This window comes from Streptomyces sp. NPDC047453, from assembly GCF_040643155.1.
GTDB lineage: Bacteria > Actinomycetota > Actinomycetes > Streptomycetales > Streptomycetaceae > Streptomyces.
In genome coordinates, this window is sequence record NZ_JBEYTS010000027.1 from 57,800 (window position 1) to 79,602 (window position 21,803).

General features: G+C 70.9%; 18 protein-coding genes and 2 pseudogenes. 13 read left to right on the forward strand and 7 right to left on the reverse strand.

From position 1 onward, the window contains the following. Window positions 1-10: 10 nt before the first annotated feature. Complete coding sequence (locus ABZ818_RS23225) at window positions 11-898, reverse strand: LysR substrate-binding domain-containing protein (protein WP_361417691.1); 888 nt, start codon at window positions 896-898, stop codon at window positions 11-13. Window positions 899-1,018: 120 nt separating this feature from the next. Here ABZ818_RS23225 and ABZ818_RS23230 point away from each other — a divergent pair, with 120 nt between their 5' ends. The 5 genes from ABZ818_RS23230 to ABZ818_RS23250 all read left to right on the forward strand — a co-directional run bounded on the left by ABZ818_RS23230 (window position 1,019) and on the right by ABZ818_RS23250 (window position 6,538). After that, window positions 1,019-1,690, forward strand: coding sequence for a succinate dehydrogenase (locus ABZ818_RS23230; protein WP_361417694.1), 672 nt, complete (start codon window positions 1,019-1,021; stop codon window positions 1,688-1,690). A gap of 1 nt (window position 1,691) precedes the next feature. Further along, window positions 1,692-3,641 (forward strand): fumarate reductase/succinate dehydrogenase flavoprotein subunit, encoded by a 1,950-nt coding sequence (locus tag ABZ818_RS23235; RefSeq protein WP_361417697.1) that lies wholly within the window; start codon window positions 1,692-1,694, stop codon window positions 3,639-3,641. After that, complete coding sequence (locus tag ABZ818_RS23240) at window positions 3,638-4,387, forward strand: succinate dehydrogenase/fumarate reductase iron-sulfur subunit (protein ID WP_361417700.1); 750 nt, start codon at window positions 3,638-3,640, stop codon at window positions 4,385-4,387. Before ABZ818_RS23235 ends, ABZ818_RS23240 begins: the two co-directional genes overlap by 4 nt. A 316-nt stretch (window positions 4,388-4,703) precedes the next feature. Beyond that, a complete protein-coding gene (locus ABZ818_RS23245; RefSeq protein ID WP_361417703.1) occupies window positions 4,704-5,477 on the forward strand; it encodes a GNAT family N-acyltransferase in 774 nt (257 codons plus the stop codon). After that, entirely contained in the window at window positions 5,477-6,538 is a 1,062-nt protein-coding gene (locus tag ABZ818_RS23250) for a lysophospholipid acyltransferase family protein (protein ID WP_361417706.1), read from the forward strand. The genes ABZ818_RS23245 and ABZ818_RS23250 overlap by 1 nt, the downstream gene beginning before the upstream one ends. On the opposite strand, the gene ABZ818_RS23255 is transcribed toward ABZ818_RS23250, so the two are convergent. The 3 genes from ABZ818_RS23255 to ABZ818_RS23265 form a co-directional block, all read right to left on the reverse strand. Continuing rightward, complete coding sequence (locus ABZ818_RS23255; RefSeq protein WP_361417709.1) at window positions 6,502-8,232, reverse strand: NlpC/P60 family protein; 1,731 nt, start codon at window positions 8,230-8,232, stop codon at window positions 6,502-6,504. The two genes, ABZ818_RS23250 and ABZ818_RS23255, sit on opposite strands and share 37 nt — an antisense overlap. Window positions 8,233-8,330: 98 nt before the next feature. Continuing rightward, the gene (locus ABZ818_RS23260) at window positions 8,331-10,670 is read right to left on the reverse strand and encodes an excinuclease ABC subunit UvrA (RefSeq protein WP_361417712.1); all 2,340 of its coding nucleotides are present in this window, start codon (window positions 10,668-10,670) and stop codon (window positions 8,331-8,333) included. Between the two features lie 95 nt (window positions 10,671-10,765). Beyond that, window positions 10,766-11,455 carry a TetR family transcriptional regulator gene (locus ABZ818_RS23265; protein ID WP_361417715.1) on the reverse strand — a complete coding sequence of 230 codons (690 nt, stop codon included), beginning with the start codon at window positions 11,453-11,455 and terminating at the stop codon, window positions 10,766-10,768. Between the two features lie 150 nt (window positions 11,456-11,605). Between ABZ818_RS23265 and ABZ818_RS23270 the strand changes: the two are divergent. Next, a pseudogene (locus tag ABZ818_RS23270) lies at window positions 11,606-13,009 on the forward strand (aldehyde dehydrogenase); the annotation flags it as partial. A gap of 6 nt (window positions 13,010-13,015) precedes the next feature. Here the strand turns inward: ABZ818_RS23270 and ABZ818_RS23275 are convergent. Next, window positions 13,016-13,402: a signal peptidase I gene (locus tag ABZ818_RS23275; RefSeq protein ID WP_361417828.1), complete on the reverse strand. Its 387-nt coding sequence runs from the start codon at window positions 13,400-13,402 to the stop codon at window positions 13,016-13,018. Between the two features lie 197 nt (window positions 13,403-13,599). Between ABZ818_RS23275 and ABZ818_RS23280 the strand changes: the two genes are divergently transcribed. Genes ABZ818_RS23280 through ABZ818_RS23295 form a run of 4 tightly spaced genes read left to right on the forward strand, consistent with a single transcriptional unit; the run spans window position 13,600 to window position 17,176 of the window. Then, window positions 13,600-14,205, forward strand: coding sequence for an AAA family ATPase (locus tag ABZ818_RS23280; RefSeq protein ID WP_361417718.1), 606 nt, complete (start codon window positions 13,600-13,602; stop codon window positions 14,203-14,205). Then, the gene (locus tag ABZ818_RS23285) at window positions 14,202-14,801 is read left to right on the forward strand and encodes a guanylate kinase (RefSeq protein WP_361417721.1); all 600 of its coding nucleotides are present in this window, start codon (window positions 14,202-14,204) and stop codon (window positions 14,799-14,801) included. The genes ABZ818_RS23280 and ABZ818_RS23285 overlap by 4 nt, the downstream gene beginning before the upstream one ends. Before the next feature lie 46 nt (window positions 14,802-14,847). Continuing rightward, window positions 14,848-16,308 carry a hypothetical protein gene (locus tag ABZ818_RS23290; protein WP_361417724.1) on the forward strand — a complete coding sequence of 487 codons (1,461 nt, stop codon included), beginning with the start codon at window positions 14,848-14,850 and terminating at the stop codon, window positions 16,306-16,308. Window positions 16,309-16,342: 34 nt separating this feature from the next. Continuing rightward, window positions 16,343-17,176, forward strand: coding sequence for an SDR family oxidoreductase (locus tag ABZ818_RS23295; protein ID WP_361417727.1), 834 nt, complete (start codon window positions 16,343-16,345; stop codon window positions 17,174-17,176). Between the two features lie 94 nt (window positions 17,177-17,270). Here the strand turns inward: ABZ818_RS23295 and ABZ818_RS23300 are convergent, their stop codons facing one another. Further along, window positions 17,271-17,429 carry a hypothetical protein gene (locus ABZ818_RS23300; RefSeq protein WP_361417730.1) on the reverse strand — a complete coding sequence of 53 codons (159 nt, stop codon included), beginning with the start codon at window positions 17,427-17,429 and terminating at the stop codon, window positions 17,271-17,273. A 43-nt stretch (window positions 17,430-17,472) separates the two neighbouring features. Between ABZ818_RS23300 and ABZ818_RS23305 the strand changes: the two genes are divergently transcribed. Further along, the gene (locus ABZ818_RS23305; protein ID WP_361417733.1) at window positions 17,473-18,156 is read left to right on the forward strand and encodes a hypothetical protein; all 684 of its coding nucleotides are present in this window, start codon (window positions 17,473-17,475) and stop codon (window positions 18,154-18,156) included. A 106-nt stretch (window positions 18,157-18,262) separates the two neighbouring features. Beyond that, a pseudogene (locus ABZ818_RS23310) lies at window positions 18,263-18,367 on the forward strand (cation diffusion facilitator family transporter); the annotation flags it as partial. A 76-nt stretch (window positions 18,368-18,443) separates the two neighbouring features. On the opposite strand, the gene ABZ818_RS23315 reads toward ABZ818_RS23310, so the two are convergent. Next, window positions 18,444-19,994 (reverse strand): esterase, encoded by a 1,551-nt coding sequence (locus ABZ818_RS23315; protein ID WP_361417736.1) that lies wholly within the window; start codon window positions 19,992-19,994, stop codon window positions 18,444-18,446. A 782-nt stretch (window positions 19,995-20,776) separates the two neighbouring features. Here ABZ818_RS23315 and ABZ818_RS23320 point away from each other — a divergent pair. Beyond that, on the forward strand, window positions 20,777-21,562 hold the full coding sequence (locus tag ABZ818_RS23320; protein ID WP_361417739.1) for a DUF5995 family protein: 786 nt from the start codon (window positions 20,777-20,779) through the stop codon (window positions 21,560-21,562). Window positions 21,563-21,803: the final 241 nt, after the last annotated feature.

The following is a 21,803-nucleotide window of genomic DNA, read 5'->3' on the forward strand; positions in this document are numbered from 1 at the left end:
CGCTCAATGGTCACCGTTCCAGCAGCATCCGCTGAAGTTCCCTCGCTGCCCTCGGCGGAGCCACGTCGCTGCGGTGGGCCAGCGCGATCGTGCGGTGCAGTCCGGGCCGGGCGAGCGGGGTGACCCGCAGGCCGTGGCCGGCGCGCGTCGCGACCATGCGCGGGACGACGGCCACCCCCAGCCCCGCCCGTACGAAACCCAGCACCGCGTCCATCTCCCCGCCCTCGACGGCGAGGTCCGGCTCGAAGCCCTCGGCGCGGCACGCGGCGACCGTCAGCTCCCGCAGATCGTAGCCGTGCCGGAACATCACCAGACGCTCACCCTCGAGATCCGCGATGCCGACCGGGCGCCGCCCCCGGCCACCGGGCGCCGGCGCCTCCGGCGAGGAGACCACCACCAGGTCCTCGCGCAGCAGCTCCACCGTGGTCAGGGCCGGGGAGGGGGTGGGCAGGGGGAGCACGACCAGCGCCAGGTCCAGGGCGCCGCGGGCCAGCTCCCGCACCAGGTCGTGGGAACCGCCCTCCTCGACCAGCAGCCGGATGCCGGGGTAGCGGTCGTGGAAGGCGCGCAGCACGTCCGGCAGCAGGCCGGTGCACAGGCTCGGGGTGGCACCGAGCCGCACCCGGCCCCGGCGCAGCTGCACCAGTTCCTGCACCTCGTGCCGTGCCGTGTCGGCGTCGGCGAGGATGCGCCGGGCCAGCGGCAGCAGCGCCTCACCGGCGTCGGTGAGCGTGATGTTGCCCCGCGCCCGCAGGAACAGATCTGCGCCCAACTCCCGCTCCAGCGCCTTGATCTGCTGCGAGAGCGACGGCTGGGCGACATGGACCAGATCGGCCGCCCGGGTGAAGTGCCGGGTCTCGGCGACCGCCACGAAGTACTGGAGCTGCTGGAACTGCACGAGACCAGCATAGCCAATCCCTATCGAAACGAGCCGGACCATGTCTTGGACCGATGGGGTCCTTCGGCCCTAGCGTCCTGAGACATGGCACTGGCAACGCGGACGGACCGACGGCCGTCCATGGCACGCACCGTGTGGGGCTCGACCGTCGGCAAGAAGACCGTGATGGCGGTCAGCGGCCTGATCATGCTGCTGTACCTGGTCGTCCACATGATCGGAAACCTGAAGATCTACTTCGGGGCGGCCGAGTTCAACCACTACGCCCACTGGCTGCGCACACTCGGCGAGCCGTTCATGCACTACGAGTGGACGCTCTGGCTGGTCCGTGTGGTGCTCGTGGCCGCCGTCGTCGCCCACGCCGTCTCCGCCTACCAGCTCAGCCGCCGCGACATCAAGGCGCGGCCCAGCAAGTACGTGCACACCAGGCCCCGGGCCAGTTACGCCACCCGCACCATGCGCTGGGGCGGGATCATCCTCGGCCTGTTCATCGTCTGGCACATCCTCGACCTGACCACCGGCACCGTGCACTCCGGTGGATTCCAGCCGGGCCACCCGTACCAGAACGTCGTGGACACCTTCTCCACCTGGTACGGCAACGTCATCTACATCGTCGCCATGCTGGCGCTCGGTCTGCACATCCGGCACGGCTTCTGGAGCGCCGCCCAGACCCTCGGCGTCGGCAGCCGCACCCGCGACCGTGCCCTGAAGACCGCCGCCAACGTTCTCGCACTGCTGCTCACGGTCGGCTTCATCGCCGTCCCGGTGGGCGTCATGACCGGAGTGGTGAGCTGACATGACCTCCTACGCCGACTACGCGACCGGTGCGCCGGTCGCCGACACCAAGGCCCCGTCCGGCCCGATCAACGAGCGCTGGGACAAGCGCCGCTTCGAGGCCAAGCTGGTCAATCCCGCCAACCGGCGCAAGCACACGGTCATCGTGGTCGGCACCGGCCTCGCGGGCGGCTCGGCCGGTGCCACCCTGGCCGAACAGGGCTACCACGTGGTCCAGTTCTGCTACCAGGACTCGCCGCGCCGCGCCCACTCCATCGCCGCGCAGGGCGGCATCAACGCGGCGAAGAACTACCGCAACGACGGCGACTCGGTCCACCGCCTGTTCTACGACACCGTCAAGGGCGGCGACTTCCGCGCCCGCGAGTCCAACGTGCACCGCCTCGCGCAGATCTCGGTGGAGATCATCGACCAGTGCGTGGCCCAGGGCGTGCCGTTCGCCCGCGAGTACGGCGGCCTGCTCGACACCCGCTCCTTCGGCGGCGTCCAGGTCTCCCGCACCTTCTACGCCCGCGGCCAGACGGGCCAGCAGCTCCTGCTCGGCGCCTACCAGGCGCTGTCCCGGCAGATCGCCGTCGGCAACGTCGAGATGCACCCGCGCACCGAGATGCTCGACCTGATCGTCGTCGACGGCCGGGCCCGCGGCATCGTCGCCCGCGACCTGATCACCGGCAAGACCGACACGTACTTCGCGGACGCCGTCGTCCTCGCCTCCGGCGGCTACGGCAACGTCTTCTACCTGTCGACCAACGCCATGAACTCCAACGCCACCGCGATCTGGCGGGCGCACCGGCGGGGCGCGTACTTCGCCAACCCCTGCTTCACTCAGATCCACCCCACCTGCATCCCGCGCACCGGCGACCACCAGTCCAAGCTCACCCTGATGAGCGAGTCGCTGCGCAACGACGGCCGCATCTGGGTCCCGAAGGCCAAGGGCGACAACCGTCCGCCGAACGAGATCCCCGAGGACGAGCGCGACTACTACCTGGAGCGCATCTACCCCTCCTTCGGCAACCTCGTCCCGCGTGACATCGCCTCCCGCGCCGCGAAGAACGTCTGCGACGAGGGCCGCGGCGTCGGCCCCGGTGGCCAGGGCGTCTACCTTGACTTCGCCGACGCGATCCGGCGGATGGGCCGGAAGAAGGTCGAGGAGAAGTACGGCAACCTCTTCGACATGTACGAGCGGATCACCGCGGAGAACCCGTACGAGGTGCCGATGCGGATCTACCCCGCCGTGCACTACACGATGGGCGGCCTGTGGGTCGACTACGACCTCCAGACCACCGTCCCCGGCCTGTTCGCGGTCGGCGAGGCCAACTTCTCCGACCACGGCGCCAACCGCCTCGGCGCCTCCGCCCTGATGCAGGGCCTGGCCGACGGCTACTTCGTCCTCCCGGCCACGATCAACGACTACCTGGCCCGCAACCCGCACCAGGAGGCCGTCACCGAGGACCACCCCGCCGTCCAGGAAGCCGTCGCCGAGACCGAGGACCGCCTCAACCTGCTCCTGTCCGTCGACGGCGACCGCACCCCCGACTCCTTCCACCGCGAAGTCGGCGAATTGATGTGGGAGTTCTGCGGCATGGCCCGCACCGAGGCGGGCCTGCGCAAGGCACTGGACCGCATCCCACAGATCCGCGAGGAGTTCTGGCGGCGCATCAAGGTGCCGGGCACCGGCGAGGAGTTCAACCAGTCCCTGGAGAAGGCCAACCGCATCGTCGACTACCTGGAGCTCGCCGAGCTCATGTGCCTCGACGCACTGCACCGCGCCGAGTCCTGCGGCGGCCACTTCCGCGAGGAGTCCCAGACCCCCGACGGCGAAGCGGCCCGCAGGGACGAGCAGTTCACCTACGCGGCGGCCTGGGAGTTCACCGGCACCGGCGAGGCCCCCACCCTGCACAAGGAAGACCTGGTCTTCGAGTACGTCCACCCCACCCAGCGGAGCTACGCATGAAGCTCACCCTGCGCGTCTGGCGGCAGAAGAACGCCGACGCCGACGGCGCCATGTCCACCTACGAGGTGGACGGCATCTCGCCCGACATGTCCTTCCTGGAGATGCTGGACGTCCTCAACGAACGGCTCATCCTCTCCGGCGAGGACCCGGTCGCCTTCGACCACGACTGCCGCGAGGGCATCTGCGGCGCGTGCAGCCTGGTCATCAACGGCGACGCGCACGGCCCCGAGCGCACCACCACCTGCCAACTGCACATGCGGTCCTTCGAGGACGGCGACACGATCGACATCGAGCCGTGGCGCGCCGCCGCCTTCCCGGTGGTGAAGGACCTGGTCGTGGACCGCTCGGCCTTCGACCGGATCATCCAGGCCGGCGGCTACGTCACCGCCCCCACCGGCTCCGCGCCCGAGGCCCACGCCACCCCCGTACCCAAGCCGGACGCCGACTTCGCCTTCGAGCACGCCGAGTGCATCGGCTGCGGCGCCTGCGTCGCCGCCTGCCCGAACGGCGCGGCGATGCTGTTCACCTCCGCCAAGATCAACCACCTCAACGTGCTGCCGCAGGGCGCCCCCGAGCGCGAGACCCGCGTCCTGGACATGGTGGCCCGCATGGACGAAGAGGGCTTCGGCGGCTGCACCCTGACCGGGGAGTGCGCCACCGCCTGCCCCAAGGGCATCCCCCTCGTGTCGATCACCAGCATGAACAAGGAGTGGCTGCGCGCGACCCGCAAGGCGTCCAAGCGGTAGCCCATCACAGAACGTTCGCCGAGGGGGCGGACGGGCGGGGCCGGGAGTGGTGCTCATCCCCGGCCCCGCCTCGGTTTTCTCCACGAGGACCCGGCCACGGGCGGGCGGCCCGGTCCCCGAACGGGTCCTCGACGCCGAGGGGAGCGTCAGGCGGGCCGGCCGGACACGGCGCCGCCCGCGCCGTTCAACATCCCCACATCCGTTCTCCCGGCACAGGTCACGCGGACGCCAACCGGCATCGGAAGAACAGGGACGACGGACCGCACCGCCGGTCCGCCGTCCCTCTTCCGTACCGGGTCCACGACCAGGAGAGAACATGACCGGCGTCTCCACGCTCGAAAGCCCCCCGCAACCCGCGCCGCCCACCCGCTACACCGTCGCCCTCGCCCGTGACGAGGCGGACGTGCGGGCCGCGCAGCGGCTGCGGTACGACGTCTTCGCCGGGGAGATGGGCGCCCTGCTGTCCACCCCGCAGCCGGGGTACGACGTCGACCCCTTCGACGCCTACTGCGACCACCTGCTGGTGCGCGACACCACGACCGGGCAGGTCGTGGGCACCTACCGGCTGCTGCCGCCGGAGCGGGCCGCGATCGCCGGACGGCTGTACGCGGAGAGCGAGTTCGACCTCACCGCGCTGGCCCCGATCCGTCCCGGCCTGGTGGAGGTGGGCCGCTCCTGCGTGCACCCCGACCACCGCGACGGCGCGGTGATCGGGCTGATCTGGGCCGGGCTGGCCCGCTACATGGTGGACCGCGGCCACGAGTGGCTGGCGGGCTGCTGCTCGATACCGCTCGCCGACGGCGGCGCCCTCGCCTCCGCCACCTGGGAGCGGGTGCGCGAGAAGAACCTGGCACCGGAGGAGCAGCGGGTGCACCCGCTCCTGCCGTGGATCCCGCGGACCGACCTCCCGGCCGCGCCCCGCACCGAACTGCCCGCCCTCCTGCGCGGCTACCTGCGGCTCGGCGCCCAGGTCTGCGGCGCGCCCGCGCACGACCCCGACTTCGGGGTCGCCGACCTCTACGTCCTGCTGTCGATACGCCGGGTCAGCCCGCGTTACCTGCGGCACTTCCTCTCCCTCGTACCGGCCTGATGAGCCTCTGGCTGCCCAGCGCGCCCTGCACCCCGAGGGCGTGCGTGGAGACGACGGGGTCCACGGGGGCGACCGTACCGCGCGCCGTGCTGCGGCTGACGCTGGTCGCGATCCTCGTACTCGCCGGGGTCGTACTGTCGCCGCTCGGCGCGCAGATCCCCGCCGGCTGGGTCCGGCGCTGGTGCCGGGCGGTCGTCAGGGCCTCGGGGGTGCGGGTCCGGATCACCGGCACCGCCCCGCCCACCGGCGGCCTCCTGCTGGTCGCCAACCACGTCTCCTGGCTGGACATCCCGCTGCTGGCCGCCGTCCGTCCGGCCCGGATGCTCGCCAAGACGGAGATCCGGGCGTGGCCGGTGGCCGGCGCGCTCGCCGCGCGCGGCGGCGCCCTGTTCATCGAACGGGACCGCCTGCGCGCCCTGCCCGCGACGGTGGCGCACATCGCCGGGGAACTGCGCGCCGGCGCCGCGGTCGCCGCCTTCCCGGAGGGCAGCACCTGGTGCGGCCGCGCCCAGGGCGCCTTCCACCGAGCCGTCTTCCAGGCCGCCCTCGACGCCGGGGTGCCCGTCCAGCCGGTCCGCATCCGCTACCTGGGCCACGCCGGGGGAGCGGCCAGCACGGCCCCTGCCTTCGTCGGCGACGACTCCCTGCTCGCGTCCCTGTGGCGGGTGGCGACGGCACGCGGCCTGGTCGCCGAGGTCGACGTGCGCCCCGTGCTTCCTCCAGGCACCTGCCCGGACCGCCGCACGCTGGCCCGCGCGGCCCAGCAGGACCTGCCCGAGGGTTGCCACGATGGTGCCGACCTGCGCTCGAACGCGACGTGCGGTCACGCACCCGCTGGGCACGCTTGCGTGGGTCACGCTTCTGTGGGTGAGGCTTTCGCCGGGCGCGCCTCTGCGGGTCTGGCTTCCACGGCTCACGCCCCCGCCGGTCACGCCCCCGCCGGTCACGCCCCTGCCGGGCACGCCCCTGCCGGGCACGCCCCTGCCGGGGCGGCCGCCTGGCCGCCCCGGCCCCACGTGCCGGCTCAGACGCGGCGCACGGTGTGCAGGGACTCGGCGTAGAGGCCCGTGCCGTCGAGCAGTGAGGCGCCGGCCAGGTCGGCCATGGTGGGCCCGTTGACCGTCTTGCGGCTGGACAGGAAGCGCCGCTTGCCGGCCGCGTCCCGTCCGAGGTAGATCCCCACATGGTCGACCGTGGCGGTCCGCGGGTCCCCGTCGTCCCCGGAGTCGGCGTTGAACAGCACGAGGTCGCCGGGCTGGAGCAGGCTCGCGGCCGGCGGGCGGACGCCGTCGGTCCGGTCGATCAGCACACCGGGCGTGTGGTCGGCCATGTCGCGGGACTGGCGCGGTATCCGGTTCCCGGACGTGTCCGCCTTCGCGGCCATGGGCACACCCATGTGGTAGCCGTAGACCATGCGGGTGTACCCCGAGCAGTCGAGATTCCCGACCTGCCTGCTCGACGGCCCGGTGTAGGCGCCGTCGGGGAAGGTCCAGCCGATGTCCATGTACTCGTGGAAGTCGGCGCCCACCATGCGGTACCCCTGCGCGTTCATATAGCCGTAACCGGACTCGCCCAGGACCTGCTTGCCCTTCGCCGGCCCGTCCCCGGCGGTGACCGCGGGGGCGCCCGGAAGGAACATCGCGGCGTAGGAGAGCACGTCCGGCACGGTGGAGCCGGCCCAGCCGCGGATCGTCCGCTCCAACTCGGCCGTCCAGGTGCCGTCGAAGGGTTCGGGCAGCACCCGCACCCAGTCGCCGTGGGTGACGCTCGGCGGGGTGTGCCAGTTGGCGGCGCTCACCTCGAAGCGGCTCGCCGTCAGGGTGACCGGCAGGTTGGTGCAGCCGGTGTTGGCCAGGGCGCGCAGCCCCACCCGGCCCTTGCCGAAGGCCGAGTCGTTGACGTCGAAGGCCCACGCGGACGGCTCGGCGGTGGCGGAACGCCAGGCCTTCGCCCGGATCCGGGAGCCCTCGCGGCGCACCCGGATCGTCCAGTCCGTGTTCGCCGGATTGCCCGTCGCCAGCGTGACGGCCGGGTCCAGCTGGGTGACGGCGTCGTCGACCTCCTTCTCCACGCGGAACTCGACCGCCCCGGTGGTCAGGAAGGACAGCCGTGCCCGGTAGTTGTTGTGCGTGGTCTGGTAACCGAAGGTCAGCCCGTACGAACAGGCCTGACCGGTGGGCACCTTGTCGAACCGGGCCACGGACCGCACGTCGAGATCGGTGACCTCGTCGTCCCGCAGGTTGGCGTGCCGGCTGACACCCGCGGTGGTGAGGGCGATCAGGCCGGTGCCCGGTACGACCGAGTAGTCGTCGGGACTCGAGGGGAGCGTGTTCCAACTGCCGCCGCCCGGCGAGCTGCCCCAGCCCGTCAGCGAGCGCTGGAAGTCGTCCACGAAGGGCCGCTTGTTCTCCGTGAACGTTCTTCGCGGGCCCGGCAGGACGACGGTCCGGGCGCCGTGGGTCAGCAGTGCGACCCGTCTGCCGTTCGACAGGACCTCCGTGAGGGCCGGGGTCCCGGACAGCACGGAGACGGCGAGCGGGGAGGCCAGCGTCACCGGCGTGAAGTAGGAGGCGTCCAGCGCTGGCAGAGTCACCGAGGAGCGGGCCGTGGTCAGACCCGCCGGTGCGGGGAGGGGATCGACGGGCGCGGGGGCGGCGTCGGCCCGGGCGGGAGCCGCGGCCAGGCCGGTGAGCGGGACGGCGGCCGCGGAGGCGGCGAAGGCGGCGAGCAGGCCGCGACGAGAGGTGTGGATCATGAGCGCCATGATCTCCCGCCTGCCGCGACCGGACCCACCGGACGTGCCAATTCGCCTCAGATACCTCGGCGTTGTGCGGCCGAGCCCTCCGTAGAGCTCTAGACGCCCCGTGGTACGGCCGGCGCCAGATAAGGAGCCGTGGCGCTCCCCGCCGTCCGCGCGACCTCAGCCGGCGGTCCCGCCGCCACGATCCGGCCGCCCGCGTCGCCGCCGCCCGGGCCGAGGTCGACGACCCAGTCGGCGCCGGCCACCACGGACATGTCGTGCTCGACGACGATCACGGTGTGCCCGGCGTCGACCAGGCCGTGCAACTGCCGCATGAGCACCTCGACATCGGCCGGATGCAGTCCGGTAGTCGGCTCGTCGAGGAGGTAGAGGGTGTGGCCGCGGCGGCCGCGCTGCAGCTCGCTCGCGAGCTTGATGCGCTGCGCCTCACCGCCGGACAGTTCGGTGGCGGGCTGACCGAGTCGCAGATAGCCGAGGCCGACGTCGAGGAGGGTGCCGAGACTGCGGGCCACGGCCGGGGTGTCGGCGAAGAACTCCGCCGCGCTCTCCACCGTGAGGTCCAGCACCTGGCCGATGTCCCGCCCGCGGTACGTCACTTGAAGCGTCTCGGGGTTGTAGCGGGCCCCGCCGCAGTCCGGGCACGGAGCGTACGTACTCGGCAGGAACAGCAGCTCCACGCTGACGAATCCCTCGCCCTGGCAGGTCTCGCACCGGCCTCCCGCGACGTTGAAGGAGAACCGCCCGACCCCGTAACCGCGCGTCCGCGCCTCGTCGGTGTCCGCGAACACCTTCCGTACGACGTCGAACAGCCCTGTGTAGGTGGCCAGGTTGGAGCGCGGAGTGCGCCCGATCGGCTTCTGGTCGACGCGGACCAGCCGTCCGACACCGGACTGCTCCTCCGTGATCTCACCGATGAGCGTGGACTTCCCGGACCCCGACACCCCGGTGACCGCGGTGAACGCGCCGAGCGGGAACTCCGCCGTCACCGCCCGCAGGTTGTGCCGGGTGACCGGCCCCACCGTCAACTGTCCGCGCGCACGCCGTACTTCACGCACCGGCCCGGGGGAGCCGTCGAACAGGAACCGGCCCGTCGCCGACTCCGCGACCCCCACCAGCTCGGCGACCGGCCCGCTGTGCAGCACCCGCCCGCCGTGCTCGCCGGCCCGCGGACCGACGTCGACGACCCAGTCGGCGCCACGCACCACGTCGAGGTGGTGCTCCACCACGAACACCGAGTTGCCGGCCGCCTTGAGCCGTTGCAGGACCGTGAGCAGGGCCTCGGTGTCCGCCGGGTGCAGCCCCGCCGACGGCTCGTCGAGCACGTACACCACCCCGAACAGCCCTGACCGCAGTTGCGTGGCGAGCCGCAGCCGCTGCAGCTCGCCCGCCGACAGCGTGGGTGCCGCCCGGTCGAGGCTGAGATAGCCCAGGCCCAGTTCGACAACGGGCGCGATACGGGACTTCAGGTCCGCGGTGAGTACCCGCGCGGGCTCGGAGGTGCCCCGCAGGTGCTCTGCGAGTTCGGTCAGGGGCAGCGCGGCCAACTCGGCGATGGTGCGCCCCGCGAAGGTCACGGCCAGCGCCTCGGGCCGCAGCCTGCTGCCGCCGCAGGCCGGGCAGGGAGCGGCGGTGAGGAAACGCTCGGCCTTGGCTCGCAAAGTCGAGCTCTTCGAATCGGCGAACGTCTTCATCACATACCGCCGGGCGCTCATGTAGGTGCCCTGGTACGGCCGTTGGATCCGCTCGGCGTCCCGCACCGGGTGCACGGTCACCACCGGCTGCTCGTCCGTGAACAGGATCCACTCCCGCTCTCCGTCGGGCAGTTCACGCCACGGCCGGTCCACGTCGTATCCCAGCGCGTCGAGGATGTCCCGCAGGTTCTTGCCCTGCCAGGCACCCGGCCAGGCGGCGATCGCGCCCTCACGGATCGACAGCGAGGGGTCGGGCACCAGCAGCGCCTCCTCCGTGCGGTGCACCTGCCCGAGACCGTGGCACTGGGGACAGGCCCCGGCAGCCGTGTTCGGCGAGAACGCGTCCGAGTCCAGCCGCTCGGCCCCCGGCGGATAGTCCCCGGCCCGGGAGTACAGCATCCGCAGCGAGTTCGACAGGTTGGTGACGGTACCCACCGAGGACCGCGACGTCGGCGCCGCCCGCCGCTGCTCCAGCGACACGGCCGGCGGCAGCCGGGAGATCTCCCCGACCTTCGGCGCCCCCACCTGGTGGATCAACCGCCGCGCGTAGGGCGCCACCGACTCGAAGTACCGCCGCTGGGCCTCCGCGTAGATCGTCCCGAACGCCAGCGACGACTTCCCCGACCCCGACACCCCCGTGAACACCACCAGCGCGTCCCGCGGAACATCCACGTCCACCCCTTGGAGGTTGTGCTCACGAGCACCACGGACGCGGACGTACGGGTCGTGCGGGCTGTGCATGGAAGGGCTCCGTACGGGGGTGCGGGCGGGCAGGGGCAAACCCTGAAATTCTACGCGAGCGGTCCTGCCGGCCAACGGGCCCGTCGGTTGGGCCGTCACTCAGGGGTGGCGGGGCCCCGCAGTGAGGTGGCGAGCAGCTCGATCATGCGGCCGTAGCGGGCGGGGAAGTCGACATGTGCGGCGAGGAGCGCGGGGTCCTCGACGGCCGCGACGACGGTGGGTCCGGGGTGGGCGAACGGCCACAGGCCGGCGATGAGCACGGTGGTCGCCGAGGCCAGTTCCTTCGCGGCCGCCTCGTCCAGTTCGGGGAGGCGGGCGTGGATGATGCCCGCGAGCCGGTCGTTGTTGGCCAGCGCCTGGCGCTTGTAGGCGCGGACCGTCTCCACCGAGACCGTGCGTTCCAGCACGCTGGCCAGCACGCTCGCCAGCTCGCACATCACCGGCCGGGCGGCGAGTGAGGCGGTGTAGGCCTCGGCGAACCCGCGCACCCGCGCTGCCGGCCCGGTGCCGTCCGCGTCGGCGGGCGCCAGCTCGGCCGGGAGCGCGTCCAGCCAGGCGCCGTAGTCCCGGTTGAGGAGCTCCAGGAAGACCGCCTCGCGGTTCTCGAAGTACCGCAGCACGTTCGAGGTGGCGATGCCCGCCTGCTGGCCGATGTCGCGCAGGGTGATGTCCGCGACCTGCGACTTCTCCAGCAGATGCTCGGCTGCGTCCAGGATCGACTGCCTGCGCAGCTCCCGGTTCTCGGGGCTGCGCGCGCGGATGAACCCCTGCTTCGACTCGCTCATGACCCTCTCTTCGCTCGCGGTGTCCCTGCGGTCAGGATATCGACCATCCTGGTTAAGGGAATGAGGTTCTATTACGGTCAGAGAAGAGTTAAGAGAATGCCATTCGGCTAACTCGGCCGGACCGGCTCCGTATGGATCAGGGAGGACATCGTGATCACGTTCGACAAGCTGCTGGTGGGTGGCGCCTGGACCGCCCCCGCCACCTCCGACGCCCTGGAGGTCCGCTCCCCGCACGACCAGTCCCTGGTGGGCGTCGTGCCCGAGGCGTCCTTCGCCGACGTCGACCGTGCCGTGGCGGCGGCCCGCGAGGCCTTCGACCATGGCCCCTGGCCGCGTCTGGCGCCCGAGGAGCGGCGACGGATGGTCGCCCGGTTCAAGGAGCTGCACGCGACGCGCGCCGGCGAACTGGCCGCGCTCATCACCTCGGAGAACGGCTCGCCGATGTGGTTCACCGGCTGGCTTCAGCGCAGCCTGAAGGGCTTCAACGACGACTTCGTCGACGTCGCCGCCGGCTTCGACTGGGAGTCCGAGCTGCCCGGCCGGAACGGCCACCGCACCGTGGTGCGCCGAGCCCCCGTGGGAGTGGTCGCGGCGGTGATCCCGTGGAACGCGCCGCACCAGTCCGCCCTGGTCAAGCTGGTCCCCGCGCTGCTCGCGGGTTGCACGGTGATCCTCAAGCCGTCGCCCGAGACGGCCGTGGACGGCCTGCGGCTCAAGGAACTCCTCGCCGAGGCGGGTTTCCCGGAGGGCGTGATCAGCATGCTGCCCGCCGACCGCGAGGTCAGCGAGTACCTCAGCGCCCATCCCGGCGTCGACAAGATCGCGTTCACCGGCTCGACCGCGGCCGGGAGCCGTATCGCGGCCATCGCCGGGGAGCGGTTCAAGCGCGTCAGCCTGGAACTCGGCGGCAAGTCCGCCTCCATCGTCCTGCCGGACGCGGACGTCGCCCGGGCCGCGGCGGCCCTGAAGGGCCTGTCGCTGGGCAACAACGGCGAGGCCTGCGTCGCCCACACCCGCATCCTGGCCCCGCGCAGCCGCTACGACGAGGTCGTCGAGGCGATCGCCGCCATGATGCGGGGCGTCACCGTGGGCGACCCCATGGACCCGGACACCTGGATCGGCCCCATGGTCAAGCAGGCCCAGCAGCAGCGCGTCCAGTCCTTCATCGCGGCCGGGATCGCCGAAGGCGCCCGCCTGGTCCTCGGCGGCCCCGGCGCTCCGGACACCCCGGGCCTGGAGAAGGGCTTCTACGTGCGCCCGACCCACTTCGCCGACATCGCCAACACCATGAGGATCGCCCAGGAGGAGATCTTCGGCCCGGTCCTGGCGGTCATCCCGTACGACACCGAGGACGAGGCCGTCGCCATCGCCAACGACTCCGCCTACGGGCTCGACGGCGGCGTGTGGACCGCCGACCCGGAGCACGGCCTCGAAGTCGCCCGCGGCATCCGCACCGGCACCTTCGGCGTCAACGGCGCGTCCCGCGACATGCGCGCACCGTTCGGCGGCTTCAAGGCCAGCGGCCTCGGCCGCGAGTTCGGCCCGGCGGGCTTGAGCGCCCTACCGACGCCCGGGCGGCACCGCCTCTTCCACCGCGTAGCCGGGCACGGACGGCCACCGAACGGTCAGCACCACCGACTCCTCCTCCGCGCACCACGAGTGGTCCACTCCGCGCCCCCACACGACATAGTCCCCCTGCTCCTTCAGGAGAACGCTGCGGCCCGGGAGTTCCACCCGGAAGCGCCCACTGATGAGCACCAGCAGAGCCGTACGTTCCTCCCCCTCCACCCACCGCACCCGCTCGTCGCCACGAGGATGGACCCCCCACTTGATCTCCACGGCCTCACTGCGACGCGGATCACCGACACCCTTGAAGTGCCCGAGCAGCCACCCCCGGTCGAGCGCCGCGTCCTTGCCACCGTTCCCCACATACACACCGTCACTCACGCGGGCGGACGCTAGCAGTTGGGCGCCCACATGGGCGGCTTGTAGGGCCGGCGGCCGCGAGTACCTCCTCAGGACTTGCGGTCGTCCGCCGTGGACACGGCAGGTCCATCAACTCTCGTATCCGGATGGGAGTTTCGCACCCTGACGAACTCACCGGACTTCTAGGATGATCGCGTAGAACACTCTTGGAGGGCCGAGTGGCAACCACAAGCTCAGGCACGGAACGGCTCACCCTGGCTCTCGTCGCGGGTTACGCCGGGTCCGGCAAGTCGGAGGCCGGCAAGCTGCTGGCGGCGGCGACGGGCTGGGCGATGCTCGACAAGGACACGCTCAGCCGTTCCATGACGGAACGACTCCTCCAGGCAATGGGAGGCGACCCGGACGACCGGCACAGTCCGGCCTACCTTGATCACGTCAGGCCGCTGGAGTACGAGTGCCTCATGAAGGCAGCCTGGGAAAACCTCGAATGCGGCATTTCCGTGGTCCTGGTGGCCCCGTTCCTCAGCGAGGCCGCCGACGCCCAATGGACCAGCCGGGTGACGAGGCGATGCCGTCGGCTCAGCGCCCGGTTCGAGGCACTGTGGGTGGACAGCGACGCGGAGTCCATGCGCGAGCGCCTGATCTCACGTAACGCCTCCCGGGACACCTGGAAGCTCGCCCACTGGCCCGCGTACGTGAACGGCATCGACCTGACGCTCCGTCCGGTCACCCCGCATCACCTGATCGACAACCGCATCACCGCGTCACGACCGCTGGCCGAGCAGTTGGAAGCCGTGGCGCACCGTCTTCTGGAGAGGTCATGACCGCCGTCGTCCTCTACGGTCCGCCAACGGCCGGGAAGGACACCGTCACCGCCGCGTTGTCCGCTGTCGACCCCCGGTTCCAGTTGCTCACCAAGCTCAAGCAAGGGGCGGGGCGGTCCACCGGATACCGATTCGTCACGGAAGGCGAACTGGACGAACTGCGTGACCAGGGCCGCGTCGTGGTGGAGACCCGGCGCTACGGCAACGTCTACGCCGTCGACCGCCACTTGCTGGAAGAGTCCCAGGCACGCGGGCTGGTGCCGGTGGTGCACATGGGAAACGTCGCCGATCTGCGCACCTTGCTGAGCCGTACGGAGACCGGATGGCTACGGGTGTTGCTGTGGGTACCGAGGGACGTGTGCCAGACCCGATCCCGCACGCGGGGTGATGCCGACACCGCCAAGCGGCTGAGAGCCTGGGACGAGACCGTACAGGACCTCCTCGACTCCGATCTGAACGACCTCTTCGACCTGGTGGTGCGCACCGACAGGGCGGAACCCGAGGAGGCGGCGAAGAAGGTCGCCGCCGCGCTGGACCGCCCGGTTTCCGCACGGCTGCCCGAAGAGCTTCGGGCGGCATTGGACCTCACGACCTGACGACGGTCCTGTACTGACGAAGCCCGTCACCGCAAGCAGTAGGGGGATGCCTGTGGGAGCGATCCGCACACTCGAGGACCTGGCGAGAATCGGCCGGCAGCGCACCGTCGCCGGCCGCAGCGTCCACTTGCGTCAGGAGGAGGTGGAGGCGGATCTCCTTCTGGACGCCGTCTCCGCCGACCGGGTCACCCTCGAACGAGTCACCATCGACGGGACACTGACCGTTCGCTCCTGCCACATCGACGAACTCGTCATAGACCACGTGGAGGCAGACGCGGTCTTCGTGGCGAACTCGCGCATCGGGCGCCTGACCGTCCGCAACGCCCCCGTGGGATGCGAAGTGATCATCACTGACACCTCGCTCGTCTCCCTGGCCCTCCACTCCTGCGGCACCACTCGGCTGGAGCGCCTGCGCGTCGACGAACTCGCCCAGCTCAACGCGCTGCGCGGAGACGTTCGCATCACCCAGACCCGCTTGTCTGCCCTGGCAGTCAAGAGCCAGGTCACCGCGGGACGCCTCGGTCGCCCGCGCGTGGACGTGCGTGCACTGCGTGCTCGCGAGGACATCACCTTCGACGACCTCTGGCTGTCCGCTCTCGATCTGCGTGACGCCGAAGCGAAGGAGCTGAACCTGCAACGGGTGCGCCTGGACGAGCCGTTGAGAGCCACGGAACTGCGGTGCAGCGAGACTTTACGCGTCAACGGGCTGGTGGTCCCCGCCCGAGAAAGCAGCACGATCACCGAGAGCACCGTACGAGGGCCCGTGGAGGTGCGTGACCTCCAAGTCTGCGAGGGCGACCGTAGCCGGCCGGGCGTGAAGGCCCGCCTGTCCCTGGACAACAGCACCGTGATGCGCTTGACGGCCACCTCCCGGGAACCCGCGGTGATCAGCCTCCGCGGGTCCTCGGTCACCGACACCCTCGGACTGCCCGGCGGCGGCTCGCGCTACAGCCTCGACGCCGACTCCAGTGTCGGCGACATGGAACTCGCCGGTCAGGTCTTCCGCGACGGACGCCAGATCGTCGCCTTTCTGGAGCGTTCCTTCACCGAAGTGACGGGCACAGCCATGGAGTCGGTCCGGGCGGCGCTGGCCAGACGGAACAGGAACCGCGAGGTCGACCAGCTCTACTACCTCACCCGGCAACGCGAAGCTTCCCTGCTGCCGTTGTTCCGGCGCAGTGTTTCCCGAGGCGTCCTCGGAGGCGTCCTCGGCTGGGGCGTACGAGCCCGTAATCCCGCACGGGTCCTCCTGGCAGGAATCCTCCTGACCGCCGTCGGACTTCACTTGGCGGGTCCCTTGCGCGGCGCCGGCCAGGGGGTGTCGGACGTGACGTCCGCCGCGAAGTCCCTGGTTCTGGCGCTCGCCCTGTGGCTGAACGTCGGCACCGGCCTGCCGTCGGAACTCAAGACCGCGCAATGGACGGCCCTGGCCGTGACGTTCACCTCGGCCGGTCTGCTGTTCACCACCCTCATCGTGGGCATCGTCATCCGGAAACTGGTCCGCTGAGCGGTCCGGGCGGTCGGATGACAGGCTGAGGGCCATGGAAGAGAGCACAGAGCCCGCCGTCACGTACGGACTGCGAGAGCGGACGTTCCTGGTCACCGGGGGCAGCCGCGGCCTCGGATTCGCTGTCGCACGGCTCCTTGCCGCGGACGGTGCGTCCGTGGCCATCTGCGGCCGTGACGCCACCCGACTCGCCCGAGCCGCGGCCGAACTGGAGCAGGAGTACCACACGCGGGTGATCACCGGAGCCGTGGACGTCCTCGCACCGGACGAACTGGAGGACTTCACGGACCAGGCCGGGCGCGCGCTCGCCGGACTCGACGGCCTGGTGGCCAATGTCGGCGGCAAGCGTGGCGGCGGACTCCTCGACTCCACGCGTGAGGACTGGCACACGACTTGGGAACTGAACGGCGGCCATGCGGTCCGGGCCGTCCGAGCAGGACTGCTTCACCTCCGCGAGGGCAGCTCCGTGGTGCTGGTCTCCTCCATCTCCGGCTGGAAGCCCCGGTTCCCCGCCCAATACGGGGCTGCCAAGTCCGCCGAGATCTATCTGGCCGGAGCACTGTGCCAGGAACTTGCCCCGCACCGCGTCCGGGTCAACACCGTGAGCCCAGGCTCCATCCTCCTGCCGGGAAAGAGCTGGGATCGCCTGCGCCTCCGGGACCCGGAAACGTACGCCGCCTATGCGCAACGCAACCCGAGCGGGCGGTTGCTCACCGCCGAGGAGGTGGCCCGTGTGATCACCTTCCTCCTCTCCCCGGCCTCCGGCGCCGTGAACGGCGCCCACATCCCCGTGGACGGCGGGCAACCCCAGGCCGGCCTCAGTCCTGCCCCTGGCCCGCGCACCACCGGAGAAGGGGAGCCTGGGTAGCAGAGACACCCCATGCACTCGGCGGATCTGCGGAGCTCCAGGAGAGGACCGCCTGGACTTGGCTGGGAAGAAGTCAGTCGTCGTAGCGGTTGGTTCAGTTCTCCAGGCGGACCGGCATCAGCAGGGAGAAGGTGTGCTCGTCGTCGGGGCGGCGGATGACGAGGAGGCCGTGGGGGCGGCGAACTCCAGGAGGATTTGACGAGGGCCAGAAGGGCGAGGACCGCGGCCGCTGGCGGCTGAGGGGCCCGTTCACGGGCGAGCTGGTCACCATCACAGGGCAGGGGGAGCGGCGCATCATGGTGGAGGAGGTCCAAGTCCGGCCAAGCCACCTGGCCTTGCTCCCCGAATCCCGATTCCTGCTGGTGTGCGGCCGTACGTTTCGTAGCGAGACGGACGGCCTCAGGACACCCAACGCCGTGGTGTTCTCCGCATCGGGGACGCCCGAGAGTGAGTTCTGCATCGGCGACGACATTCCCGCTCTGACCACCGACCGCCACGGAGGGATCTGGACGGCCTACGGGGACGAGGGCATCTACGGCGGTCATCCCGAGTCCGGCGCCAGTCTCGCGGGTTGGGACACCGAAGGCTGTGCGACGTGGGCCCCGGGGGACCGGCTGCCCGCCTACCCGCTGGAAGGCTGCACGGCAGCGACGGAGGGCGGCCGAATGTGGCTGGTCTGGTACTCCGGCGGCCGATCTGGCACCTTCCTGACCAGGATCACCCCGTCCACCGGCGAAGTGACCAGCTACCCCAGCCCGGACGGCTTCGCGGTCCGTGACAACCGGGCCGTGCCGACCCGCCGCGACCACAACCGGCGGACCGTCGAACTCACCGGCGCCGAGCTTGATGGCAGGACCTGGACGCTGACCGACCGCCGCAGGCTCGACGTACCCGGACGCGTCGTCCTGCGCTGCGGCCAGGGTCGCGACGGAATCCTTTGGCTCCGCACGGGCGACACCTGGCTGTGCATAGAGGCGTGAGCCTTTCCAACACCCCGATCGTCCCGCCCGGAGACCCGGACGGAACCTCACCCGGCCGCGAGCGTGTCACGATCGCAGCCCACCCGTCCGGGGCGCCCCGCAGTTCGTGGCGCGCGCCGAGGAAGCTCTGGGTGCCGTGGAGGGCGTGCGGGGCATGGGGCAGGTACGGATGCGGTGGATCGGCCACGCCCTGCGCGCGGAGGCCGGTATCGCTCGTAATGAAGCACCGCATGCCCCGGCCGTGCGGCCGGGGCATGCGGTGTCGTCGCTCCACGACAGCCGTACCGCTAGTCGTCGATCGCCGCCCCGTACAGCGCGTCCGTCGGCAGGCCGCCGAACGCCCTCAGGCTGTAGCTCCAGGAGCCGGAGGTGGTCAGGCCCGAGCGGCCCGCGGAGAACACCCAGACGTAGCCGTCGTTCGTGTTCTCACCGGGTGCCGAGACGAGCAGGCCGAAGCGGCCGTCGCCGTTCGGGTCGGTGAAGGAGACCTGGCCGCCGAACTTGTCGCCCTTCTCGACGGTGCCCGGGACGTTCTTGGTGCCCTGGTGCACGGACAGTGCGCCGGTGGACGTCATGCCCTTGGCCGAGCCACGCAGGACCGTGACGGCGCCCGCGTCGGTGACGGCGCCGATGTCCTCGCCCGCGACACCGATCGCCACGTCCGCGTATCCGTCGCCGTTGCTGTCGCCGACGGAGAGGTCGGTGCCGAAGCCGTCGCCCCGCTCGTTCGTGCCCGGCACGCCCGCCGAGTTCTGGGTCCACCACACGGGAGGGGTGCCCGGCCCCTTCCGGCCGGCGGGGCCGTCCGGACTGCCGTAGTAGACACCGATCATGCCGCCGGTCATGTTCTCGCCGCCGTCGTCCGGGCTGTGCGGCTCGCCGGTGACCAGGTCGTCGTAGCCGTCGCGGTTGATGTCGCCGGACGCGACGACCGGGCCGCCGCGCACCGCGGTGATCGGCAGCGGCTCTTCGTTCGACGCGCTGCCGGGCAGGATGTACGACCAGCCGTAGCCCGGCTCGTTGCCCACGCTGGTGCCGGAGACGACCAGGTCGGCGAAGCCGTTGTTGTCGTAGTCGCCCGTGGTCATCGACTTGGGCCGGATGCCCGGCGCGTTGGCGGCGGAGGCCTTGCTGAGCGTCTTCCGCGTGGGCGAGGTGAGCGTGGTGCGTGACTTCTGGACCGGCCGCCGCGCCTGCGCGTCCGCGCTCTTGGCGGTGGGCTGGGGGGAGGGCTCGAAGGTGTAGACCGTCAGCCCGACCGAGTCCATGACGGCGAGGGAGTCGCCGGGAGTGGTGTCGTCGAAGCGGGCCGCGGCGAGCGCGGCGCCGAACCTGCCGCCCGTGGTGAGGTCGTCAGACTGCAACCAGTCGCTGGCCGATCCAGTGAGGCCTTTCGGCGTGCCCCACAGGATGACCGCGGCGCCCGCGTTGGCGACGGCGCCGAGGTCCTCGCCGGGGATGCCGATGATCGCGTCGTCGTAGCCGTCGCCGTCGAGGTCGCCGGTGGCCAGTGACTTGCCGAAGTTGTCACCGGTCTCGGCGGCGCCGGGGACGCCCGTGGAGTTCTGGCTGAAGGCCTTGGCCCTGGTCGTGCCGATGCCCTTGGGTCCGCCGTACTGCACGGTCACCATGCCGGCGCCCTTGCGCCCGCCGACCGTCGCCCCGGGGGCGCCGACGAGCACATCGTCGTATCCGTCGCCGTTGAAGTCGGTGTTGCGGTCGTTGGCGTGTGTTCCGCCGGGTGTTCCGGCGTAGGCACTCGGAGCGGTCGCGGTGACCGCGCCCGTGATGAGGAGAAACGATGCCGCCGCGACGGCGGCCGAGCGGTGCTTGCGCATGAGCGGCTCCTTGGCTCAGATACGACCGGCTGGCTCGGGGCGCGGGGGTGTCCGGACAGGTCCCGTGCCTATGTCCGGCGCCGTGTTTGACACCGCATGGGGAGGAAGGGTTGTACAGGAGGCATGTCCTTTTTGTTGAAGAAGATCACCTCTTCGTCGAGGAGATCGCGGGCCCCCGTACAACAAGGGCGCCAGCGAACCGCCCCGGCCGTACGACAAGCCCGACGTACGGCAGCGGCACCGTCGTTCGCACACTGGATGCCGTACAGCGCGGCAGGGCGCGGAGCTGAAGCTCAGCGGCGCGATCACGGTGACGGGCGTGGACGCCAAGGCGACACCGATGCACGGGCACTGATCCGACGTCCGGCGCGGCCGCGTCACCGATATCCGATCGGTGACACGGCCGTGTGTGGCCTTGCTCGGGAGACACCATCGCCTGGGCCGCTGAACCAGTGTTCCGGCAGGCAACGTTCGGAACCCGTTCATCAATCACCCGGAGTGGGTCGAGGCGATCTCGGTAGCAGTCACGTTCCGCCGTGGTAGGCGACACCGCAACGAGCATCACGGGAAGGCGCTGTGCCCGACTACTGGTGACGGGGTGTCGGATGCGGGTTCGGGCGCCCGCCCCGGGGATGGCGGCGTGCAGGGTCGGGGCTCCTGTCCGTTTCCTGCAGGGCGGGGATGCTCCCCGGTGTGTGGTGGTAGGACAGGGCTGTAATCAGCACTGCGGACAGCGGCCAGAGCGCGGGCCGAACGAGGGGATCGCGAGAGGGGAGTTGGGCATGGCGGCAGAGAACATCGACGATGTCGTGGACGGGCTTGCCGGGATCGTGCGGGAGGCCGGCCGCGCCGGTGACCGGGTCGGGTACTTCGCGGCGCTGTACCGACAGGTGACCGTTGAGGTCCGTGCGGCCATTCACGGTGGGCTGTTCGACGACGGCGCCCGCATGGACCGTTTCGACACGCTCTTCGGCAACCGCTACTTCGACGCGTACGACGCCTGGCGTCGTGACCAGAGCGGGCCGCGTTGTTGGCGCGAGGCGTTCGGGCTGCTCGACGAAGCCGACACCATCATCGTCCAACACCTGATACTCGGCGTGAACGCGCACATCAACCTCGACCTGGCCATCGCCGCCGCGTGGACCAGCCCAGGCGAGGCCATCCACGCGTTGCGGCGCGACTTTCTGCTGATCAACGACATCCTTGCGCGGGTGGTGTTGGCGGTGCAGGACTCGGTCGGTGCCCTGTCGCCCTTCCTTTCGCTGCTGGATCGGGTCGGAGCCCGCACCGACGAGCGGATCCTTGACTTCAGTGTCCGTCAGTCCCGCGAGGAGGCGTGGTACAACGCCGTCCTGCTTGCCGGCCAGAACGAGGAGGAGCGCGAGGCCACCATCCAGCGGCTCGATATCCGGGCCGCCGTGCTCGCACGGTTGATAGCGCGCCCGGGCGGCCTCGTCCGGCCGGCCCTGCAGCTGATCCGGCGCACCGAGAGTGGTGACGTGCCGGCCGTCATCACTCATCTGGACAACGCCCTGGAGCGACCCTCCGTCCGGCAGGGGACGGGGTGAGGCCCGTCGGATTGACCGTCCGGCATCTGGCTGGAGCCGGTGCCGAACACTTGCTCACCTAGCGTCAGAACTAGCCTCAGCCGTCACTCGACGAGAAGGGTGTGAGGCTCACCCGCGACCAGGCCCAGCGTTCTCGAGCCGGGGCCGGACGGCTGGTACCAGGTGCGGTGGCGCGGTGCGGACGTCCGCTCGTTGGGCCCGAGTCTCTTCTACGCGCTGCAGATCACGATGAAGAGCTCCC